The sequence below is a fragment of the Telluria sp. ZB4P36 genome, from assembly GCF_059685865.1.
Window position 1 is genome coordinate 201,584 of the sequence record NZ_JCASIE010000002.1, and the last position, 19,649, is coordinate 221,232.

The 19,649-nt window shown below is 68.3% G+C and carries 13 protein-coding genes; 9 read left to right on the plus strand and 4 right to left on the minus strand.

The annotated features are described in order from the left end of the window. The first annotated feature begins 147 nt into the window (after nt 1–147). Together AC56LK_RS03730 and AC56LK_RS03735 are read left to right on the plus strand one after the other, a co-directional pair. The gene (locus AC56LK_RS03730) at nt 148–2,625 is read left to right on the plus strand and encodes a TonB-dependent receptor (RefSeq protein WP_497183221.1); all 2,478 of its coding nucleotides are present in this window, start codon (nt 148–150) and stop codon (nt 2,623–2,625) included. Nucleotides 2,626–2,725: 100 nt separating this feature from the next. Next, on the plus strand, nt 2,726–3,166 hold the full coding sequence (locus tag AC56LK_RS03735; protein ID WP_497183222.1) for a hypothetical protein: 441 nt from the start codon (nt 2,726–2,728) through the stop codon (nt 3,164–3,166). Here the strand turns inward: AC56LK_RS03735 and AC56LK_RS03740 are convergent. Then, nucleotides 3,132–3,674 (minus strand): GNAT family N-acetyltransferase, encoded by a 543-nt coding sequence (locus AC56LK_RS03740; protein WP_497183223.1) that lies wholly within the window; start codon nt 3,672–3,674, stop codon nt 3,132–3,134. The genes AC56LK_RS03735 and AC56LK_RS03740 overlap by 35 nt on opposite strands. A 155-nt stretch (nt 3,675–3,829) precedes the next feature. On the opposite strand from AC56LK_RS03740, the gene AC56LK_RS03745 reads away from it, so the two are divergent. The 3 genes from AC56LK_RS03745 to AC56LK_RS03755 are packed head-to-tail and all read left to right on the plus strand — an operon-like array spanning nt 3,830 to nt 6,110. Further along, complete coding sequence (locus AC56LK_RS03745; protein ID WP_497183224.1) at nt 3,830–5,032, plus strand: sensor histidine kinase; 1,203 nt, start codon at nt 3,830–3,832, stop codon at nt 5,030–5,032. Then, a complete protein-coding gene (locus AC56LK_RS03750) occupies nt 5,029–5,775 on the plus strand; it encodes a LytR/AlgR family response regulator transcription factor (protein WP_497183225.1) in 747 nt (248 codons plus the stop codon). The genes AC56LK_RS03745 and AC56LK_RS03750 overlap by 4 nt, the downstream gene beginning before the upstream one ends. Before the next feature lie 26 nt (nt 5,776–5,801). Then, complete coding sequence (locus AC56LK_RS03755) at nt 5,802–6,110, plus strand: hypothetical protein (protein ID WP_497183226.1); 309 nt, start codon at nt 5,802–5,804, stop codon at nt 6,108–6,110. Here the strand turns inward: AC56LK_RS03755 and AC56LK_RS03760 are convergent. Further along, nucleotides 6,107–7,639: a right-handed parallel beta-helix repeat-containing protein gene (locus AC56LK_RS03760; RefSeq protein ID WP_497183227.1), complete on the minus strand. Its 1,533-nt coding sequence runs from the start codon at nt 7,637–7,639 to the stop codon at nt 6,107–6,109. The genes AC56LK_RS03755 and AC56LK_RS03760 overlap by 4 nt on opposite strands. 373 nt (nt 7,640–8,012) lie before the next feature. On the opposite strand from AC56LK_RS03760, the gene purU reads away from it, so the two are divergent. The 4 genes from purU (at nt 8,013) to AC56LK_RS03780 (ending at nt 11,566) form a co-directional block, all read left to right on the plus strand. Then, nucleotides 8,013–8,909 carry a formyltetrahydrofolate deformylase gene (gene purU, locus AC56LK_RS03765; protein ID WP_497183228.1) on the plus strand — a complete coding sequence of 299 codons (897 nt, stop codon included), beginning with the start codon at nt 8,013–8,015 and terminating at the stop codon, nt 8,907–8,909. A 196-nt stretch (nt 8,910–9,105) separates the two neighbouring features. Then, on the plus strand, nt 9,106–10,263 hold the full coding sequence (locus AC56LK_RS03770) for a GGDEF domain-containing protein (protein ID WP_497183229.1): 1,158 nt from the start codon (nt 9,106–9,108) through the stop codon (nt 10,261–10,263). Nucleotides 10,264–10,373: 110 nt separating this feature from the next. Then, on the plus strand, nt 10,374–10,778 hold the full coding sequence (locus AC56LK_RS03775; protein ID WP_497183230.1) for a hypothetical protein: 405 nt from the start codon (nt 10,374–10,376) through the stop codon (nt 10,776–10,778). Then, nucleotides 10,778–11,566: a DUF2145 domain-containing protein gene (locus tag AC56LK_RS03780; RefSeq protein WP_497183231.1), complete on the plus strand. Its 789-nt coding sequence runs from the start codon at nt 10,778–10,780 to the stop codon at nt 11,564–11,566. Before AC56LK_RS03775 ends, AC56LK_RS03780 begins: the two co-directional genes overlap by 1 nt. Nucleotides 11,567–11,777: 211 nt before the next feature. Here the strand turns inward: AC56LK_RS03780 and pbpC are convergent, their stop codons facing one another. After that, a complete protein-coding gene (pbpC, locus tag AC56LK_RS03785) occupies nt 11,778–13,868 on the minus strand; it encodes a penicillin-binding protein 1C (RefSeq protein WP_497183232.1) in 2,091 nt (696 codons plus the stop codon). Further along, nucleotides 13,868–19,564, minus strand: coding sequence for an alpha-2-macroglobulin family protein (locus AC56LK_RS03790; RefSeq protein ID WP_497183233.1), 5,697 nt, complete (start codon nt 19,562–19,564; stop codon nt 13,868–13,870). The genes pbpC and AC56LK_RS03790 overlap by 1 nt, the downstream gene beginning before the upstream one ends. Nucleotides 19,565–19,649: the final 85 nt, after the last annotated feature.

Below are 19,649 nucleotides of genomic sequence, written 5' to 3' on the forward strand. Positions count from 1 at the left end.
GACATCGATATCAATTTCATTGACATCGATAACATTCAATGATTCAATGACACCACTTTCCTTGTTGAACACCTATTCGACAAGGCATCGCCGGGGAGGAGACGCCCCGCCAGTAGCTGCATTTACAACAACAGAGAGCCTACGCATATGAACCACGCCTCGCAGTTCCCGCGCCTGTCCGCCATTTCCCTCGCCGTCCTCGCCCTCTCCGTCCACTGCCAGGTGATGGCGCAGGATGCCGGCGCGGCCCAGGATGCGCCCGCCACACCGGCGGCCGTCCAGCAGGAAATCCAGCAGGTGGTCGTCACCGGCACCGCCTCCGCCAGCGGCACCCGCAAGATCGACGCCGCCTTCAGCATCACCACCGCCAGCGAAGAACAGCTCAAGACCGCGGCCCCGATCAGCACCGCCGACGTCATGAAGCTGGTGCCGGGCGCCTATGCCGAGCCGACCGGCGGCCAGTCCGGCGCCAACATCCAGGTGCGCGGCTTCCCCTCGGGCAGCGATTCGCCCTTCGTCTCGGTGCAGATGAACGGCAACCCGATCTACCCGGTGCCGGTGCTGTCTTTCTTCGAGGGCTCGTCCTCGTTCCGCCTGGACGACACCATCGAGCGCGTCGAGGTGCTGCGCGGCGGCCCGAGCACCATCTATTCGGTGGGCCAGCCCGGCGCCACCATGAACTTCATCCTCAAGAAGGGTACCGACACGCCGGAAGGCAGCCTGCGCTTCACCGCCGGCACCGGCAACCTGCGCCGCCTCGACGGCGTCTACAGCGGCAAGATCGCCGAGGGCTGGTACGGCATGATCGGCGGCTTCTACCGCGTGACCGACGGCGTGCGCAAGTCGGGATTCCCGGCCGACGACGGCGGCCAGCTGTCGGCCTCGCTCACCCGCAAGCTGGAGCAGGGTGAACTGAGCTTCTACGCCCGCGCCACCTCGGACAAGAACGCCTTCTACACCGGCGTGCCGCTCATCTCGAGCAACGAAGGCCGCACAATCAGTGAATTCCCCGGCTTCGATCCGCTCACCGGCACCCTGATGAGCAACGAGCTGCGCAACTTCACCGTCGAAGCCGCGCCGGGCCGCACCCTGAACTACGACCTGGGCGATGGCCGCGGCCTGAAGTCGACCGTGTTCGGCGCCGACTTCCAGCAGAACCTGAACGGCTGGCAGGTCTCGAACAAGGCGAATTACTTCAGCGGCGACCTGAATACGATCGCCATGTTCACGGGTAACAATCCCCTGAGTGCCGCCGAATACCTGCAGGCGGCGATCGCTTCCGCCAACGGCAATGCCGCGACCCTGGCGGCGGCCGGCGGCGTGCGCGCCACCGGCGGCACCATGAGCTGGGTGAAAGGCGGCGCCGTCGCCCCGACCCAGCAGGTGGTCCAGGCAGGCCTGTGGGCGGTCGAGAAGAAGCTGAAGTCCTTCACCGACGAGTTCCGCGTCAGCCGCGACATCGGCGCCCATACCGTGACGGCCGGCGCCTACGTGGCCAACTACTCCTCGCGCGACGTCTGGTTCCTGGGGAACAGCCACCTGATGAGCGCCACCCCGCAGGCCAGCCTGATCAACGTCCGCCTGAACAACGGCGTGGTCGTCTCGAACAACGGCAAGGACGGCAACATCTTCTATGCCCCGGTCGCCTCCTACGACGGCGACAATACCGCCCTGTACCTGGCCGACGAGTGGCGCATCAACGACCGCATCAAGCTCGACGCCGGCGTGCGCCGCGAGAAGCAGCGCCTGAGCGCCTCGATCTCGAACCTGGGTTCGGTGGATCCGGACAACAACCCCCTGACCGTGTACAACAACGGTACCTCGGCGCCGACCGGCAGCTTCACGGGCCTGAAGCGCGACGACTCGGTGAATTCCTTCACCCTCGGCGGCCTGTATAAGCTGTCGAAGGACGCGAGCGTGTTCGTGCGCGCCAACCAGGGCCACACCTTCATCTATTTCGACGACATGCGCAATGCCGGCAGCCAGGCCGTGCTGGACGACCGCACCCGCGTGCCGACCCCGAAGGTCAAGCAGTTCGAAGTCGGTTTCAAGACCGCGAACCCGCTGTACAGCGCCTACGTGAACGCCTTCTTCACCGACTTCACCGGCATCTCCTTCCAGCAGATCACCACCAGCGGCGTGCTGTACTCGGTGAGCGGTTCCGAGGGCAAGGGCGTGGAATTCGAACTGGCGCTGCGCCCGCTGGCCGGCCTGCAGCTGCAACTGACCGGCAACTGGCAGGATTCCGAGTACAAGGACAACCCTGCGATCGACGGCAACACCGTGCAGCGCCAGCCGAAGTTCCAGTACCGCTTCTCGCCGAGCTACCGCATCCCGGTGGGCGACCATGCGCTGCGCGTGTACGGCACCTATTCGCGCATCGGCAGCCGCTGGGCCGACCAGGCCAACCAGCAGTTCCTGCCGGCCTACGAGACCATCGACCTGGGCGTGCTGGCGGAACTCGGCAACAACCTCGAGCTGCGCGTCAGCGCCACCAACGTCACCAACGAACTGGGCCTGACCGAGGGGAATTCGCGCCTCACCGGCGGCAACGCCAGTGGCCCGATCAATGCCCGTCCGCTGTTCGGCCGTGCGGTGGAAGCCTCGCTGACCTATCGCTTCTGATGTAAAACCTGTTGCTCTCCTCTTCGGCGGGACTTCGGTCCCGCCTTTTTTGTTTGGGCCGATATAATCCGAGGTCCGTATAACCGTCTGAAGGATCACGATGAAAGCACTGCCCCTCTCCTTGCTCCTGTTGTCCGGTGCTGCCCTGGCCGACGATGCGGCCATCCTCAAATGCCGCGGCCTGGCGGATACCGGCGCGCGCCTGGCCTGCTACGACGCGATCCAGGTCGGGGCGAAGCAGGCCGTCGCCGTCGCCGCGCCGGTGCGCAAGGAAGAAAACTTCGGCATCGAAGTCAAGAAGCAGCGCGAAGCGGAGCCGCAGTCGATCACCAGCACCATCCAGGGCGACTTCCAGGGCTGGGGGCCCGGATCGCAGATCCGCCTCGCCAACGGCCAGGTCTGGCGCGTCATCGACGGCAGCGAGGCGGTGCTGCCGCGCATGCGCGATCCGAAGGTCACGATCGAGCGCAACCTGTTCGGGACCCTGTTCTTGAAAGTGGAAGGCTCTAACAACTCGGCCAAGGTGCGCCGGGTCCAGTAAGCGGACGAACCATGTAGCGCGCCCTGCCCGGATAGCTGGCCAGGGCCGTGCGCGCCGCCGCACCGGCCGCATCGACCTGCCGGTAGCCCAGCGCGTTCCAGAATGCGGCTGTGTCCTGCACCGAGACCAGCGCCGACGACGCCAATCTCCGCCTTCCCGCCAAGGCCAGCACGTGGCCAACCAGGCCGCGCGCCAGGCCGCGGCCGTGCGCGCGCGGCGCCACCGACAAGTCATGCAGATAGAGGGTGTCGGCATCGCGCGCGGGTGCGAAGTCCGCGCCGAGCGGCGTCACCAGCCCCAACCTGCTCGGGTAAGCGAACAAGTAGGCGCATACGCCAAGCCCGTCCTCGGCGACCACGCAGGTCTCGCCGGCGATGCGCATCCGCGCAGCCACCACCGCGGCGGCTTCCTGCATCGACGGTGGATAGCAGGCCGCCTGCACGGTGAGGATGGCGTCGAGATCTTCCGGGCGCATGGCGCGGATCTGGCTGGGAAGTGCGTGCTGCATGGATCGGGCAGGGCAAAGAGCGGGATGATAGCAGCCCGGGAGCGCGTTCGTCGTTCGTCGCACCCGGTCGTGGTTCGTCACCTGCCCGTTTTCCGAAGGCGGAAGCTTTCCTAGACTAGCCACATTGCCTTATATTGAACACCAAGGAGAGCAAGATGTGGCGCAAGATCATCGACTGGTACGACGACCTCGAACGTGAACACCTGGCCGTGCTGGAACGGCCCGAGCTGGCAGCACAGGCAGCCCCCGGCTACCGTCGCAAGATGGCCGATGCCATCGCAAAGATGTCGCCGATCGAGCGCCAGCAGATGCGCGAGTTTGCACTCAAGTACCGCGGGGCGCGCCTGTGGATCACGGTCGCCGTCCTGGTCGGCTGCTTCACGCTGGCAGGCATCGCACTGGGCCTCATCACCGGCAAGGGCAACTGGCACATCCCCATCCTCGCCTGCAACCTGCTCGGATTCGGGCTGCTGTTCGGCGCACTTGGGGTCTGGTTCAATGCCAGCCAGGCTTTCCAGAACCGGCGCAAGTTCATCCTGGGCCTGCTCTGCGGCGGCCTCGGCGCCGGTGTCGGTCTTGCGATCGCCGATGGCAGGCCCCTCGCCGAGCAGGCGCCGAGGCTGATGGAAGTCATGCCGACGGCGGCCATCATTTCCGTGGTCCTGCTCACGCCTCTCCTGCTCCTCAGCTCCTACCGGCGCCGCCAGCACGCGGCGCTAATGGAGCAGCTGCAGCGCGACGCCGAACGCGAACGGCTGGCGCGCGAACTGAGCGAATCGCAGCTGCGCATGCTGCGCGCCCAGATCGAACCGCACTTCCTGTTCAATACCCTCGGCGCGGTGCAGCAGCTGGCCGCCGACGGCGCCCCGCGCGCCGCCGCGCTGACCGCCGACCTGATCGCCTTCCTGCGTGCCAGCTTCAGCGACATGCGCTGCGAGCAGGTGAGCCTGAAGAGCGAATTCGCCACCATCGAGTCCTACCTGCGGGTGATGCAGGCCCGCATGGGGGCGCGCCTCCGTTTCGCGCTGTCGCTGCCCGGCGAACTGGCCCGGGTAGAGATCCCGAGCATGCTGATCCTGACCCTGGTGGAGAACGCGATCAAGCATGGTATCGAGCCTGCGCTGCGTGGCGGCGAGATCCGCGTCACGGCCGAAGTGCACGAAGGCATGGTCCGCATCTGCGTCCACGACAGCGGTGTCGGCATGAGCGACACGCCCGGCGATGGCGCGGGCCTGGACAACGTGCGGCGGCGCCTGCAGCTGGCCTACGGCGATGCGGCCGGCCTGGTGCTGCGCGACGCCGATCCGGGGCTGGTGGCGGAGCTCAGCGTGCCCGCATCGATCAAGGAGGCCGTATGACCCGCGTATTGATCGCCGAGGACGAACCGCTGATGCGCGAGCGCCTGGCCGGCATGCTGGCCAGCTGCTGGCCCGACGCCGAGGTGGTGGCCGTGGCCGAGAACGGCAACGATGCCTGGGACGGTTTCCTGGAACACGAGCCGGAGGTCGTCTTCCTGGACATCCGTATGCCGGGCCTGTCCGGGCTGGAAGTGGCGGAACGCATCGGCGACAACGCCCACGTGGTGTTCGTCACGGCCTATGACCAGTATGCGGTCGAGGCCTTCGACGCCGGCGCGGTCGACTACCTGCTCAAGCCGGTCCAGCTTGATCGCATGGAACGCGCGGTGACGCGCATCCGCGCCAAGCTGAGTAATCCGCCGGCCGACCTGGGCGACCTGCTGCGCCACCTGAAGAGCGCCCTGCCCGGCGCACGTACCGAGAAAATGAAGTGGATCAAGGCCAGCGTCGGCAAGCAGATCCGCCTGATCGACGTCGACGAGGTCCTGTTCTTCCAGTCGGACACCAAGTACACCCGGGTGGTGCTGGCCGATTCCGAAGCGCTGGTGCGCATCCCGCTGAAGGACCTGCTGGGTGGCCTGGACCGCGAGCGCTTCTGGCAGATCCACCGCGGCACCCTGGTCAACGTCGGCGCCATCGCCGCCGTCGAGAAGGTCGATGCCGAGCGCATGCAGGTGCTGCTGCGCGGCTGCGCGGAAAAGCTGCCCGTGAGCCGGACCTTCACCCACCTGTTCCGCGACTAGCACCGCCACTCCGTATAGGACAACGCATGATTGAAAGCGTATTCGGCGTATTCGCGCTGGCGGTGTTCGACATGTGGGCCGCCATTCCCCTCGGTTTCCACCTCAAGCTTCCTCCGGGCTTGCTGATCCTCGCGACGGTCGCCGGCGCCATGTCAACGTGGCTGGCCAGCAAAGGGCCGTGGGCGATCGGCCTGCTCGGCCCCCTGCTCATCGGGCCAGCTGGTCGCGGACCATCAATAGCGGCAGCTGCACCACACCGCCCCCATCGGGACGGAAGCCTGCCTACGACCGCACGGAATAAACGGCCAAGGGCGGGTTCCATCGAACCCGCCTAGCCATTCCCGACGATCGTGATGTTCGCATCCGTGCCGTCGGTGTAAATCCTCATGCTGGTCCGTCCCGAAAACTTGTTGTTGGAGACCACGGTGGGGCTGCCGTAAATATAGGCCAGCGCGATATGCGCCTGGAAGGGACTGGGTGTCTTCCCGCCACTGCGGCGGTTCAGGACGGACACGCTGCAGTTGGCATCCATTCTATTGGAATCGATCGTGTGGCCGCCAGTGTCCGTATACTTGGCCCGATCGCCGCCGCCGTACATCTGGATACCGTTCCCTTCATTGTTCGAGACGATGTTGCCATACACCGAGCACTTGCTGGCCCCATCGTCCACGCCAATGCCTACGCCTTCCGAACCATTGTCCAGCGGACCGCCGTAGTTGTAGTTGAACCTGCAGGTGTTGTAGCGGATCGTATGTCCGGATACGGCGTCCTGTCCGGCCTTCGACGATAACTCGATCCCCCGGCCATAATACGTTGGGGTCAATGTCCCGCCATTGGCGTTGCAGACATTGCGCTCGATGATGTAGGACTTGGCATGGCCGGCGATATGAATCCCGAAATTCATATTGTTGCTGCAGGTATTGTTGCCCACATAGCTGAGATCTCCACCGTTGATGAAGATGCCGGTCAGCATACCGGTCACGGTATTCCTGTCCAGCGTGGCGGCATTTCCCTGGACGCAGTAGATACCGATCGCCCTGCGGTTCGGGTTGTAGGCGACGCCGGGTGGCGGCGAAACGCGGTTCCCGCGAATCACGAGACGCGTGATGAAGGAGGCGCTGTTATAGGTTTCACAGCGGATGCCATACGAGGTCACCGAGCCGCCGCCGCGGTGGCGGACCGTATTATTCAGCAGGCGGATGTCGTCGATATTGGTGCCGCCGGCGACCAGAATCCCCTGGTTGCCATATGCCGGCCCATTGCTGATGGCGTCGAGCACACAGTTGGAGATGCCCACATTGTTTTTTTCGAAGACATAGACGCCGGCACAATTCGACGTCACGTTGTTGTTCTCGAAGATGCAGCCGTTGCCCAGCCAGATGATCGCCACGTCGCTCCCCTCCGGCAAGGCGCTGTTCCGGATGTCCAGGTTGCGGTAGGAGACGAAATCGCGCTCCTGCTTGTACGCCGCGACCGAGGCGCCGCCGGCCGGCGTGGCGGGCGCGCCCGGCAAGACGATGACCGGCTTTGGCTGTGAGGTGTCGTCGGCGCCGTTGGAGCGAAAATAGGCGCCGATCGTGATGCGCTGCAGCGCAGTGCCGTTCGCCGACAGCTGGAAGACACCGGAATACGTCGTACCGCGTTTCTGCAGGTAGGTATGGCCGGGTAGCCAGGTGACGCTGGTCCATGAGCGGAAGGGGTTGGCAAGCGTTCCGTCGCCCGGCCCGGTGACGCCTGGATCGATGTAGTGCACATTCGTGTTGCGTCCGGCCTGGGCCATCGCCAGGTTTGGAAGCACGGTCCCCGCGCAGGCGGAGACGCCCACGCCGGAGGCAATGCGAAGGAAACTTCTTCTCTTGGTCATGACGGCTCCAATCAAGATCTGGCAAACCTGGCGCTCGGCCGTATGACCAAGTGTTCTGTTCGCTGGAACGATGCTACGCCTTGTGGTCGCAAAGCCGCAACGACTCATTGTTAAATTCGCTATGCTGAGTGGCGGCAATGCCAATGCCTGAGCCTTCCGCTCGGCCCGCCAGCTGTTCCGTATCGTACAAGTCTTGACGGCCCGCCGCGCTTCCGCCATGCTAGTAGAATGACAACGTCTGCATCGTCCACAAGGCTTGCACGGCGGCGCCACCGGCCTGCGGCCACCCATCGCAGCGCCTCCCGCGCCACCTGCTAACAGCGCAGGCGTCCACCTATAGACAGGCTTTTGCACGTATAGACAGGACGACCGCATGACCCCCAACGAAACCGCCCGGCCGCCGCACGCCCCGACCGAATACATCCTCAACGCGAGCTGCCGCGCCGGCATCGGCATCGTGGCCGCCGTCGCCACCTTCCTCGCCGAGCGCGACTGCTACATCTGCGCGCTCGAGCAGTTCGACGACGATTCCACCGAGCGCTTCTACATGCGCGCCGTGTTCCGGCTGCAGGCCGGCTCGCCGAGCATCGAGAACATCCGCGAACAGTTTGGCGCCGGCTGCGGCGCCCGCCTGGAGATGCAGTGGAAGATCCACGACCCGGCGGACCCGGTCAAGACCGTGATCATGGTGTCGAAGGACGACCATTGCCTCGACGACCTGCTGTACCGCCGCCGCAACGGTGAACTCAATATGTCGCTCACGGCGGTGGTGTCGAACCACCTCGACCTGCGTCCGATGGTCGAACGCGAAGGCATCCGCTTCATCTTCCTGCCGGTGACGAAAGAGAACAAGGCACAGCAGGAAGCCCGGCTGCTGGAAGTGGTCGAGGAAACCGGCGCCGAGCTGGTGATCCTGGCGCGCTACATGCAGATCCTGTCGGACGAGCTGGCGCGCCGCCTGGCCGGGCGCTGCATCAACATCCACCACTCCTTCCTGCCCGGCTTCAAGGGCGCCAGGCCCTACCACCAGGCCTTCGACCGGGGCGTCAAGCTGATCGGCGCCACCGCCCACTACGTCACCCCGGACCTGGACGAGGGCCCGATCATCGAGCAGATGGTGACCCGGGTCGACCACAACTTCGGGCCGGAACAGCTGGTGCGCGTCGGGCGCGACAACGAATGCTTGGCCCTCGCAGGGGCCGTGAAGTTCCACATCGAGCGCCGGGTTTTCCTGCACGGGAACAAGACCATCGTTTTCCGCGGGCCCTGAGTTTCACCGGGTGGCCGTCGCCGCGCTCGCCCACCGGGGTGTCGTATCTCGCCGGCAGCGAATCGATCAGCTCGTGCAGCTGGTCGGTACAGCGCTGCCTCAAACCAAAATAAGTTGCCATGGAGTTACAATCTGTGAGCATGTACCGTTCTAGAAAATGGCACAATGCGCTATTAGCGCTGTAAAGAAAGCCATCATGCCTCGCCCCACCCCGTCCGATTCCCTGGCGATCGATCCGCTCAGCGGCGAGTTCGCCGATCGCGGCACCGAATCCGCCTATCTGTCGCATCACCTGGAAGCCACCCGCGCGCAGCTCGCCTTCACCCTGCTGTTCTGCACCCTGTACTTCCTCGGCTTTTTCGCTACCGACCTGGCGGCGCTGGGCATGGTCGCGGACACCGCACTGCTGCTGGGCGCGCGCCTGCTGGTAGCCGTCACCGCGGGCAGCTGCGCCTGGCTGGCCTGGCGGCGCCCGCTGCCGGTCGGCGCCACCCGGCTGGCAGCCAGCATCGCCGAAGTCGTGGCGCTCGCCTGCTTCATGCTCATCGCCGTACACCGGCCCGGCGAATTCCACTGGCACGCGATGTCGCTGGCAATCATGCTGCTGGTGATCTACCTGTACATACCGAACCGGCTCGCCTATGCGCTGGCAATCGCCGCGACCGCGAGCGCGGGCTTCCTGGTGCTGACCCTGACCCGGGCCGGCATGGGCTTCGCCGACCTGCTCACCCTGGGCATGCTGCTGGCGCTGGTGAACACCTTCGGCGCCCTGGCGGCACTGCGCTACAACGCGGCCCTGCGCGAGGAGTACCGCGGGCGGCGCATCCTGCAGCATGCGGCCGAACGCGACCACCTGACCGGCTGCTACAACCGGCGCCACCTGCACGAGAAGCTGATGGGACCTGCGTCCGGGCCCCGGGCCGTCATCCTGTGCGACATCGACAACTTCAAGGGGATCAACGACACCCACGGCCATGCCGCGGGCGACGCCGTACTGCTGCGCTTTTCGAGCTTGCTGCATGGGGTGGCGCGCGATGGCGCCGACAGCGTGGTGCGCTACGGCGGCGAAGAATTCCTGGTGATCCTGCCCGGGACCGGGCTGGACGAGGCTGTCCGGCTGGCCGAATGGCTACGCTCGCGCTTCGGCGCCGCCCGGGCCGACACCGGCCCCGCCAGGGCCCCGGTCGATGCCACGGCCAGCTTCGGCGTGGCCGCGGCGGCGCCCGGGAGCAGCGCTTCGCTCGAAGCCCTGATCGACGCCGCCGACAAGCTGATGTATACCGCCAAGCGCAACGGGCGCGACCGCGTGGAAGCCTTGGCGCTGCCGGCGCTGCCGCTGGCCGCTGCGGCATAAGGTATCGCCGGCCGATACCGGGCTGGCAATCCTGTGCTACTCCGCCAGCATTCCTTGCACGGATGTCGTGCGGTGCGGATCATGCCCCTACGTTCACTACGGAGGCCCCCATGAAACGCTTCATCTTCGCCGCCCTGCTCGGCCTGGCCTGCACGACCACCCACGCCGCCCACGCCGCCGGCCAGTCGGCCCTGTCGAACGCCAGCGCCAACCTGTCCGGCGTGGTGGTGGGCGGTTCCATCCTGACCCTCGCCGCCACCGGCGCCGTGGTGGTGGCCAGCGTCAGGACGGTCGGCGACGGCCTCGAAGTCATACTGGAAAACGCGGCCGACGCCAGCCGCGCCACGGTACGCCTGTCCGGCCGGGCGGCCGCCGGCGTGTCGATCGCGGCCGGCACCACGCTCGAAGTGGTCAGCACCGCGACCGGCCATGTGCTGGTCATGTCGGGCAAGGCGCTGGCCTTCCTCCCGAACGAAGCGGGCAAGGTCCTGCTGCACCATTCGAGGGCGATCTGATGGCGCGCCGCCTGTTCGCCGCCGTCGTCGTCACCGCCGCGCTGGCCGCCGCCCCGGCCCGGGCCGGCCAGCCCTGCGAGGAACGCCCGCTCGCCCCGCATGAAGTGGTGCTGTCGATGGACCTGGCCCAGCGCACCGTGCAGGCCCTCGATGCCAGCGGCGCCCAGGTCGCCCTGGTAGCGCGCGCCGGCCAGGACCTGAGCCGCTACCGCCTGCGCTATTCGCACATGGGGATCGTGGTGCGCGACCATCCGAAGGGACGCTGGACCGTGGTGCATGCGCTGAACGACTGCGGCAGCGCGGTCTCCGGCCTGTACTACGAAGGCATGGGCAACTTCTTCCTGACCGACCTGTACCGCCACGAGGCCCAGCTGGTGATCCCGGGGCCGGGCGCGCAGGCCAGGCTGGCGCAGCTGGCGGTCACCCGCACCCCCTTGCGCCTGCACGAGCCGCGCTACAACATGCTGTCCTACGTCTACTCGACCAGATACCAGAACTCGAACCAGTGGGTGCTCGAGACCCTGGCCGCCGCGTTGGCGCCGGCGGGCCAGGTCGAGACCCGGGCCGAGGCACAGCGATGGCTGCGCGGTATCGGTTTTCAGCCTCCCACCGTCGAAATATCGGCCGCGACCCGCCTCGGCGCCCGCATGTTCCGCGCCAATGTCGCCTTCGACGACCATCCCTACGACCGCCGCATGGCCGGCCAGATCGACACCGTCAGCACCGACGCCGTGGTCAGGATGGTGCGCATGGTCGATCCGCAGGCGAAGACCATGACCGTCGATTGATCCGGACCAGGTGTGTGAACTAGCCGTTGCAGATTGATCGCGGCGTTCACGTCGCGGTCGTGGTCGGGGCCCGGAAACGGCGCTGCCGCTGCCTGAGGTGCCGGCCGCCGCCGGCGTCGATCTTGCATGCGACCGGCCGGAGGCTGCGCAGCACGCCGATCACGCCGGACAAGATCCTGCTGGGGGACCAGGAGCTTCCGGTGCCGGCGCCCTAATTGCCGCGCACCTCGAAGCGGCTGGTGGACACCACCTCGCCCGCCGCGTCCACCAGTTCCAGCCGGTGCTCGCCCACCGCCGGCCTCCACGCAAACGGCGCGGACGCCGGCCCCGTATCGCGCCCGTCCAGGCGCCAGCGGTGCCCGCCCGCGCCCTCGGCCTGGAACAGCACGCGCTCGAGGCGGTCCGGGATGTCCGGATCCACCGCCATGATGCTGCCGTCCACCGGATACACGATCCGCGCCGTGCGCCGCGCCGCCGGCACCGCTTCGACGAGGTCCATTTCGGTCCCGCGCAGGAACCATTCCTCGCGAGCCGGCTCGTGCGCGGGTACATAGGCCACCATCCGGCGCACCAGTCCGTTCGGCGCCGCGCCCTGCCTGCCGGGCCGGTCGCGGTGCAGGAAATCCATCACGTCGCGCCATACCGGCGCGGCGCCGGAGACGCCGGACACGTCCCACATGGGCTGGCCGTTGAAGTTGCCGACCCAGACGCCGACCGTGTAGCGGTCGGTATAGCCGATGCACCAGTTGTCGCGCATGTCCTTGCTGGTGCCGGTCTTCACCGCGCTCCAGTAGGCGGTGGCGAGGTCGCTGCGCAGGCCGAAAGCGGGACTGCGCGCGCCGCGGTCGGCCAGGATGTCGCCGATGACGTAGCTCGCGGACGGGTCCATCACCGGCGTGAGCGGCGCCGCTGCGCGTGGCCGCAGCGTCAGCGGCCCGTAACGGCCGCCGTTCGCCAGCGTGCGGTAGGCGTTGCCCAGTTCGAGCAGGCTGACGTCGGCCGAACCGAGGGCCAGCGAGGGACCGTAGAAATCCGGATCCTCGGTAAGCGTGCTGAAGCCGAGCGTATGCAGGCGGGCGTGAAAGCGCTCGATGCCTGCCAGCAGCAGGGTGCGCACCGCCGGCACGTTCAGCGAGCTGGCCAGGCTGGTGCGCACGCTGGCATAGCCCCGGAAGGCGCGGTCGTAGTTCTGGGGCGCGTAGGCGCCGCCGCCGGCCGCGACATCGACCGGACTGTCGTCCAGCAGCGAGGCGGCGGTGAGCAGGCGCCGCTCCAGCGCCAGTCCGTACAGGAAAGGCTTCAGCGTGGAGCCGGCCTGGCGCGGCGCCGCCGCCCCGTCGACCTCACCCCTGCCGGTATTGCCCACGTAGGCCAGCAGCTCCCCGCTGGCATTGTCGATCACCACCACGGCGCCGTCGCCGACGTTGCGGCCGGCCAGCTCGCGCAGGTGGCGCCGCAGCGCGTCCAGCGCCGCCGCCTGGACGCGGGCGTCGAGCGTGGTGCGCACCCCGGCGCCGGCCTGCCCCAGCAGCCGGCGTAATGCCGGCGGCGTACCTGGCTTCGCAGGCTGCACCGGCCGCGCCAGCGCCACCGCTGCACGAAATTCGATGGCGCCGCAGCCGCCCGGCAGCTTCAGCTCAGCACCCAGCTGGCAGGCGCGGCGCGCCACAGCTTTCGGGGCGGCCGAAGGGGAGCGCAGCAGCGCCGCCAGGATCGTGGCCTCGACGCCGTCCAAACCCGAGGGCGCCTTGTTGAACAGCGCCCGCGAGGCTGCGCCGACACCCTGCAGCTCGCCGCGGAAGCCGACCAGGTTCAGGTAGGCTTCCAGGATCTGCGCCTTGCTCCATCCGGCCTCGAGCTCGCGCGCCGCCACGGCCTGGTCGAACTTCTGCAGCCAGCTGCGGCCCTTGCCCGCGGCGCGCAGTTCGGCATCGAGCAGGCCGGCCAGCTGCATCGTGATGGTGGAGGCGCCGCGCGGGCGCTGCCGGAACAGGCGCATTCTCAACAGATTATCCCAGGCCGCCTGGCCGGCCGCGCGCAGGTCGACGCCGCCGTGCTGCATGAAACGCTGGTCTTCCGCCTGCAGCACCGCCGCGCCCAGCATGGGCGAGATGTCGGCCAGCGCCACCCAGCCTCCGCGCCGGGCGCGCATGTCGACCCGCACCGAGTCGATCATCACGCCGTGACGGTCGAGCAGGCGCGCTTCCGAGGGCTGCCAGCCGGCGCGTACCTGCTCCGGCGTCGGCACGGCGGCCGTCGCCATTGCCGGTGCTGCCAGCAGGGCTGCCCACCAGGCTCGCATCAGCGCCCCACGACCACCGGCGCGTTCGGCGACTCGCCGAACATCCCTGGGCTGTACATGGCCTCGACCCGCGTCGGCGGCAGGCTGAAACGTCCGTCGTTATTCAGCCGCACGGTGTACCCGATGCTCCACTTGCCCTTGGGGACCCAGGAGTAATAGGCGCGGAAGGCGCCCGCCGTGCGTTCTTCGAAGTCCGGCTGCACCCATCCCCGGCGTACTTCGCCGCCGGTGGCGATGCGCGAGTCGCCGCCCAGGCCGCTGCCGAGGATGCTGGCGCTCGCCGGAATCGGATCGTCCACCACCACCCACGTCATGTCGGCTTGCGCTTCCAGGTCGAGCCGCACGCGGTAGACGTCGCCGCGCGTCCAGCTGCCCGCCGTCTGCCGCCCGACCGGCGTCACGGTACGGGTGATCCGGTAGCCGCTCGAGAGCGGCGCCTTGGGCGGAATCGCCGCCAGGCTCTGGACCGTGGCCCAGGGCTTGCCGCTGCCCTCATGGCGGATCGCCAGTGGCGCAGCCTTGTCCGGCCAGGCCTGCAGCACGCTCGCCGGCACGGTGCCGCTCCACTTGTTGCCGGCCAGCTGCACGCTGCTCTTGCCCATGACCGGCAGCGCCTCGTACTTCTCCGAGAACTTGCGCATCGCCAGCACGCCCCAGGCATTGGCCAGCGTCGTGCCCCAGCGCCCACGCTGCTGGCGGCCCAGGGCGCCGCGCGCGAGCCTGCCCATGTCGGCCTGCCAGGCCGGATTGTCGCGCATCGCCAGCAGCAGGCGGGTGGCGTTGACGTCGGGCGAGGCCATCAGCCACCACCAGTCGTCGCTGCGCTCGGTCGAGAAACCCATCGTCGTGCCCTGCAGGTTCAGGCGCGCGCGCAGGATGTGCTGGGCCTGGGCCAGCAGTTCCGCGCGCCTTTCCAGTTCCCCGGACCGCTGCAGGATGAGATACCAGTCGATCACCGCCGACGTCGGCCACAGATTCGGTTCGATGCGGAAGGACTGCAACCAGGCCTGGCGCACCGGCTGCCTGCGCGACAATGCCTCCAGGGCGGCGATCTTGCGCACCGCCAGTTCGCCGGTGCGCAGGGCGCTGCCACGCACGATCCTTCCCTCGACGAAGGCGATCAAGGCCGCTTCCATGCGTTCGCGCTGGTCTTGGGCGATGTCGTAGCCGGCTTCGTGGCTCACCGACAGCACGTAGGCGGTCAGCGCATCGTCGCCCTGGCCCATCGTCGCGAAAAACTTGAGCAGGCCGTCGCCGTCGAGATGGGCCGGCAGGGTGGCCGCCACGCTCTTCCACATGGCCGCGTCGCCGAGCGCGACGGCCTTCGAGGTGCGCTGCTCGAAGCAGGTGTAGGGATACTGCGCCATGTAGTCGCGCACCCCGGCCATGCTGCCGGCCAGGCTCGGGCTGAACGTGGTGCGCACCCCGCCCTTGCCCGGCAGCGCGTCCGCCGGGCGCTGCACCGTGATGGACTTCGGCGCATCGAGCTGCAGCAGCGTGGCCTGATAGGTGCGGACCGGCACCGCCTCGGCGACGTCCTGGCTGATCCGGATACTGTCGCGCGCGGTGTCCGCAGCGGCATCGACCTGCCAGTGCAGGCTGCGCGCCTGCGGCACCGTCACGTCCCAGCTCACTTCGCGCGCGGCGCCCGGCTCCAGGGACAGGGCCTGCGCCGCCAGCGCTTGCGGCGTGCCGCCATCGGCCGCCATGCTGGCGCCCAGCTTCACGTCGAGCTTGCCGCCGGACGCGTTACGCACCGTGAAGCCGGCACGCAGGCGGTCGTCCTCGCGCACCAGCGCCGGCAGGCCGGAGAGCAGCATCAGGTCCTGGGTGCTGCGGATCTCGCTCGCCCCGGTGCCGAACAGGCCGGCGCCGGCGCTGGCGATGGCGACGATGCGGAAGCTGGTGAGCGAGTCGTTGAGCGGCACCGGCAGCTCGGCCTCGCCCTGGGCATCCAGCAGCACCTTGCCCTTCCACAGCAGCAGGGTGTCGAACAGCTCACGGCTCGCACCGCGTCCGCCGCCGCCGCCGTGCGCCACCGACTTGCGGCCGAAATGGCGCTTGCCGACCACCTGCATCTGGGCGGTCGACGTCTCGACCTGCTGGCCGCGCGGCCGCATCATGGCGTCCAGCAGCGCCCAGCTGTGGTTCGGTTTCAGCTCCAGCAGTCCGGCGTCGACCGCGGCCAGCGCGATCTCGGCTCCGGCCGGCAGCGGCTTGCCGTCATGGCGCCTGACTTTCACGCGTACTTTGACGCGCTCGCGCACCCGGTAGACCTGGCGCTCTGGCAGCACCTGCACGTCCAGCTCGTGCGCGGCCCAGCCGACCTTGACCGGCACGATGCCCAGCTTGTAGGCCGGCTTGCCCAGGTCCACCAGGGCGGTCGGCTTCACCCCGGCCACCCGGCCGCGCACGACCAGGGCGGACACGAAGACGTTCGGCGCGTAGTGCGCCTTCATCGGGATCGACAGCGTCGGGTCATTCGCCGACAGGCGCCGCACATAGGTGTCCAGGATGCCCTCGCGCTCCACCGTCACCAGCACGGTGGCTTCGCGGAAGGGCGCGCGCAGCTGGAAGCCGGCCTGCTCGCCCGGCTCGAAGCGGGGCTTGGCCGGCAGCAGGTCGATGCGGTCGTTGTCGGCGACGTCGAACCAGCTTTCCCGCTTCCCCGCGACCCAGACTTCGTGCCGGGTGACCGAGGCACGGCCTTCGGCATCCATGACACGGGCGCGCAGGATGATGTTGCCCTCGCCCGGAGCCGGCACGTCGCACGGCAGCAGGCCGCGCGCATCGGTGCGTCCGCCGCACCCGCCGTCGATGCGCTTGATCTCGCTCGTCGATTCGTAGGCATAGAAGCCGCCCACCAGGCGGCGCCGGTGCGAAAAGGTCTCGCGCCGGAAGAAGTCGACCTTGGCCTCGACACTCGGCGCCGCCTTGCCGTCGACGCCGGCCACCGCCACCTGGAACTTCAGGCGCTCCTTGTTCATCCAGTCGCCGGTGCGGATCCCGACCGCCAGCGCGGCTGGCCACAGGGACACGCGGGTGGACGCGGTCAGGGTTTCGCCATTCGCATCCTGCCAGCTGAGTTCCGCCAGCAGGCTGCGCGGGCGGTCGACCTGGGGCAGTTCCGGCACGGTGATGCGCGCGGCGCCCTGGCGGTCCAGCGCCAGGCGCTGGGTGCGCGGCGCCTCGCCCTGGCGCGGGCCTTCCGCCGTCGTCGCTTCCTCCTCGCCCTCTTCCCGGAATTCCTCGTCGCCGCCCTCGCCCGGCTTCTCGACGCCCTCCTTGACGTCGCCCCCGCCGAAGCTGAATCCTTCGAAGGCCTCGAAAACGGTATGCGCATCCTCGACCACGCTGCGCAGCGTCACCTGTGTCTGGCCGGCCGGGCCGCCGTTCAGGTAACTCACCTGCGCGTCGATCGCCAGGCCGCGGGCAGCCACCACCGGCAGCGCCGGTCCCTTCAACACTGCCTTCATGGTCGGGACGCGGAATTGCTCGACCCGGAATTCGCCCGCCACCTGGTTGCCCACCACGACCTGGTAGCCGCCGAGTTTCGATTCGGCCGGGATCTTCCACTCGCCGTGGGCCTGGCCCGCCGCATCCCAGGCAAGCGGCAGTGCTATCTTGTCGCCGCTGCCCTGGTGCACCACCCAGGCCTTGGCCGGCAGTGCGGCCTTGTCGAGCGTCTCCTCGCCGAGCCAGGCATAGCCAGGCGCCGGCGCCCGGTCGCCCGCCGTGACCAGGGCCATGCCCGTGCCCACGCGGCGGCGCAGGAAATGCTTCATGTGAACCGTTTCGCCGGCGCGCAGCAGGGTGCGGTCGAACACGGTGGCGACGATCCGGGTGTCCTCGTCCAGGCTGCCCTGCTGCAGGTTGAAGCGCCAGGGCTCGATGCCCTTCTGCCAGCTGGAGAGGGTGAAGGTGAAATCCTCGCCGCTGCGCGCGCTGACGAACAGATTGTCGCCGCATTTGGCGCGCGACAGCGCGGTGCGGATGCGGGCGATGCCGTCGGCGTCGGTGCGGCCCGTCCACAGCTGCTTGCCGGCGCAATCGCGCACGGCCACCTGCGCGCCCGCCACCGGGCGTCCCTTATCGAGGGAGGTCACCCACACCAGCGAGGACTCGGCGCCGCGCTTCAGGTGGGCCGCCATGTTGGTCACCAGCGCGGCGCTGCGCACCCAGGCGGTACCGCCCTTGTCGTTGAGCGCCTTGCCCAGCAGCGGGCTGGCGATCTCCACCACGTGGAAGCCCGGTTTCTTGAGCGGAATGCCGATCACCTCGAAGCCGCGCCGGCCGCGCGGCTTGGGCAGGGCGAAGCGCTCGATCCTGCCCTCGGCCCTGGCCCCCAACAGCGAGACCTTCAGGCTGCCTTCCGGCTGGGTCCACGGGTCGCGCCCGTGAGTATTCAGCTTCGCCAGCCAGGCCAGCACGTCCTGTTCGCGCTCGACGCGCAGGCTGGCCCCGCTGCGTACGGCGGTGGCGAGCAGCGGTTCGACGTTGCGCACCGTGACCGGCAGCAGGCGGTCGCCGCGCGCCTCGATGATGCCGAAGGGCGCGGCAAACTTCACCAGCGGCGGCTGGCGGTCGACCCTGAGGCTGAGGGCCTTCTTCGGCAGCGCCAGGCGGCGGCCGGCATCGTCGCGCAGCGAGGCGGGCACCCGCAGGCTCAGGGTGCTCAGCTCGCGGAAAGGCCCGGCGAAACGCAGCGCGTTGGCGAATTCGCCTTTGGCATCCTCGTCGAAGACCGGCAAGTGGCGCTTGCCGCCGCTTTCCTCGAGCACCAGCTGTTTCAGTTCGGCGACCGGCACCGGGGCGCTGAAATTCACCCGCACCGGCAGGAAGGGAACGCAGCCCGCGCGCGCATTGGTCCGTTCGCAGCCCAGGCTCAGGCGGAACTCGGGACGGGTGCGGAAGGCCAGTTCCTGGTCCTGGGCGGTGGCGATGCCGTTCGGCGCCGCCACGCCCTGGCCCCAGACCAGGGTCACATCGGTATCGGCAGGCAGCGTGCGCCGGCAGTGCAGGGCCGCCACCAACCGCCCCGCCTCGGCTTTGCTGCGTCCCTTGGCGTGGGCAGCCAGGTGGCGGTCGACGAAGTCCTGCCGCGCTGCCAGAAGCTGGGCGCGTTCTTCGCCCTCCAGCAGGCGCACGCCGATCTTCTCGTTGACGCCGCCGACGCGGCACCAGGCGTGGCGCGCGACCGAGTCGGGCGTCGCCGGCGCATCGAGGGCCAGCAGGAAGACCTGGTCCTCGTCCAGACGGCTGCCTTCCATGGGCAGATTGCGGACCACCGCCGGGCCGCCGGTGGCGAACGCGTAGGCGCGGGCGCCGCCGAGCGGCTGGCCCGCCAGGTCGCGCAGGCCCTCTCGCAGCGTGAAGCGGCAGGCGGTGGCGCCCGGCAGCTCGCGCTCGAAATCATAGCTCCAGGTGCTGGCGTCGACCCAGCGCCCGGCGCCGCGCGCAGCGTCGCCCGCGCCCGGGCAGTCGACCGCGAAGGGCGCCGTGGCGCGCAGGTCGCCGAAGGCCACCATCGGCGCGGAGAAGCGCGCAGTCACCTGCCGTACCCGCTTGACCTGTCCTTCCGGACTGAAGCCGGCGACGGTGGTCGGGACATGCGCTTGGGGAGCGAGCTGGGCGGGCACCGCGGGCGCACACAGCAGCAGCACCAGGGACGCCAGCAATCGGTTCAGGGCAGGCATGTCTTCTCCGCAGGACAAAGCTGCCAAGCTAAGGCGGCGCGTACATTGCTGGCTTGGCGATGCTCAACAGTTCAGACGAGTGTGT

Bases quoted from the DNA above. Each gene is read 5' to 3' on its own strand.
- AC56LK_RS03730 (WP_497183221.1), top strand. From the start codon at position 148: ATGAACCACGCCTCGCAGTTCCCGCGCCTGTCCGCCATTTCCCTCGCC.
- AC56LK_RS03735 (WP_497183222.1), top strand. From the start codon at position 2,726: ATGAAAGCACTGCCCCTCTCCTTGCTCCTGTTGTCCGGTGCTGCCCTG.
- AC56LK_RS03740 (WP_497183223.1), bottom strand. From the start codon at position 3,674: ATGCAGCACGCACTTCCCAGCCAGATCCGCGCCATGCGCCCGGAAGAT.
- AC56LK_RS03745 (WP_497183224.1), top strand. From the start codon at position 3,830: ATGTGGCGCAAGATCATCGACTGGTACGACGACCTCGAACGTGAACAC.
- AC56LK_RS03750 (WP_497183225.1), top strand. From the start codon at position 5,029: ATGACCCGCGTATTGATCGCCGAGGACGAACCGCTGATGCGCGAGCGC.
- AC56LK_RS03755 (WP_497183226.1), top strand. From the start codon at position 5,802: ATGATTGAAAGCGTATTCGGCGTATTCGCGCTGGCGGTGTTCGACATG.
- AC56LK_RS03760 (WP_497183227.1), bottom strand. From the start codon at position 7,639: ATGACCAAGAGAAGAAGTTTCCTTCGCATTGCCTCCGGCGTGGGCGTC.
- purU (WP_497183228.1), top strand. From the start codon at position 8,013: ATGACCCCCAACGAAACCGCCCGGCCGCCGCACGCCCCGACCGAATAC.
- AC56LK_RS03770 (WP_497183229.1), top strand. From the start codon at position 9,106: ATGCCTCGCCCCACCCCGTCCGATTCCCTGGCGATCGATCCGCTCAGC.
- AC56LK_RS03775 (WP_497183230.1), top strand. From the start codon at position 10,374: ATGAAACGCTTCATCTTCGCCGCCCTGCTCGGCCTGGCCTGCACGACC.
- AC56LK_RS03780 (WP_497183231.1), top strand. From the start codon at position 10,778: ATGGCGCGCCGCCTGTTCGCCGCCGTCGTCGTCACCGCCGCGCTGGCC.
- pbpC (WP_497183232.1), bottom strand. From the start codon at position 13,868: ATGCGAGCCTGGTGGGCAGCCCTGCTGGCAGCACCGGCAATGGCGACG.
- AC56LK_RS03790 (WP_497183233.1), bottom strand. From the start codon at position 19,564: ATGCCTGCCCTGAACCGATTGCTGGCGTCCCTGGTGCTGCTGCTGTGT.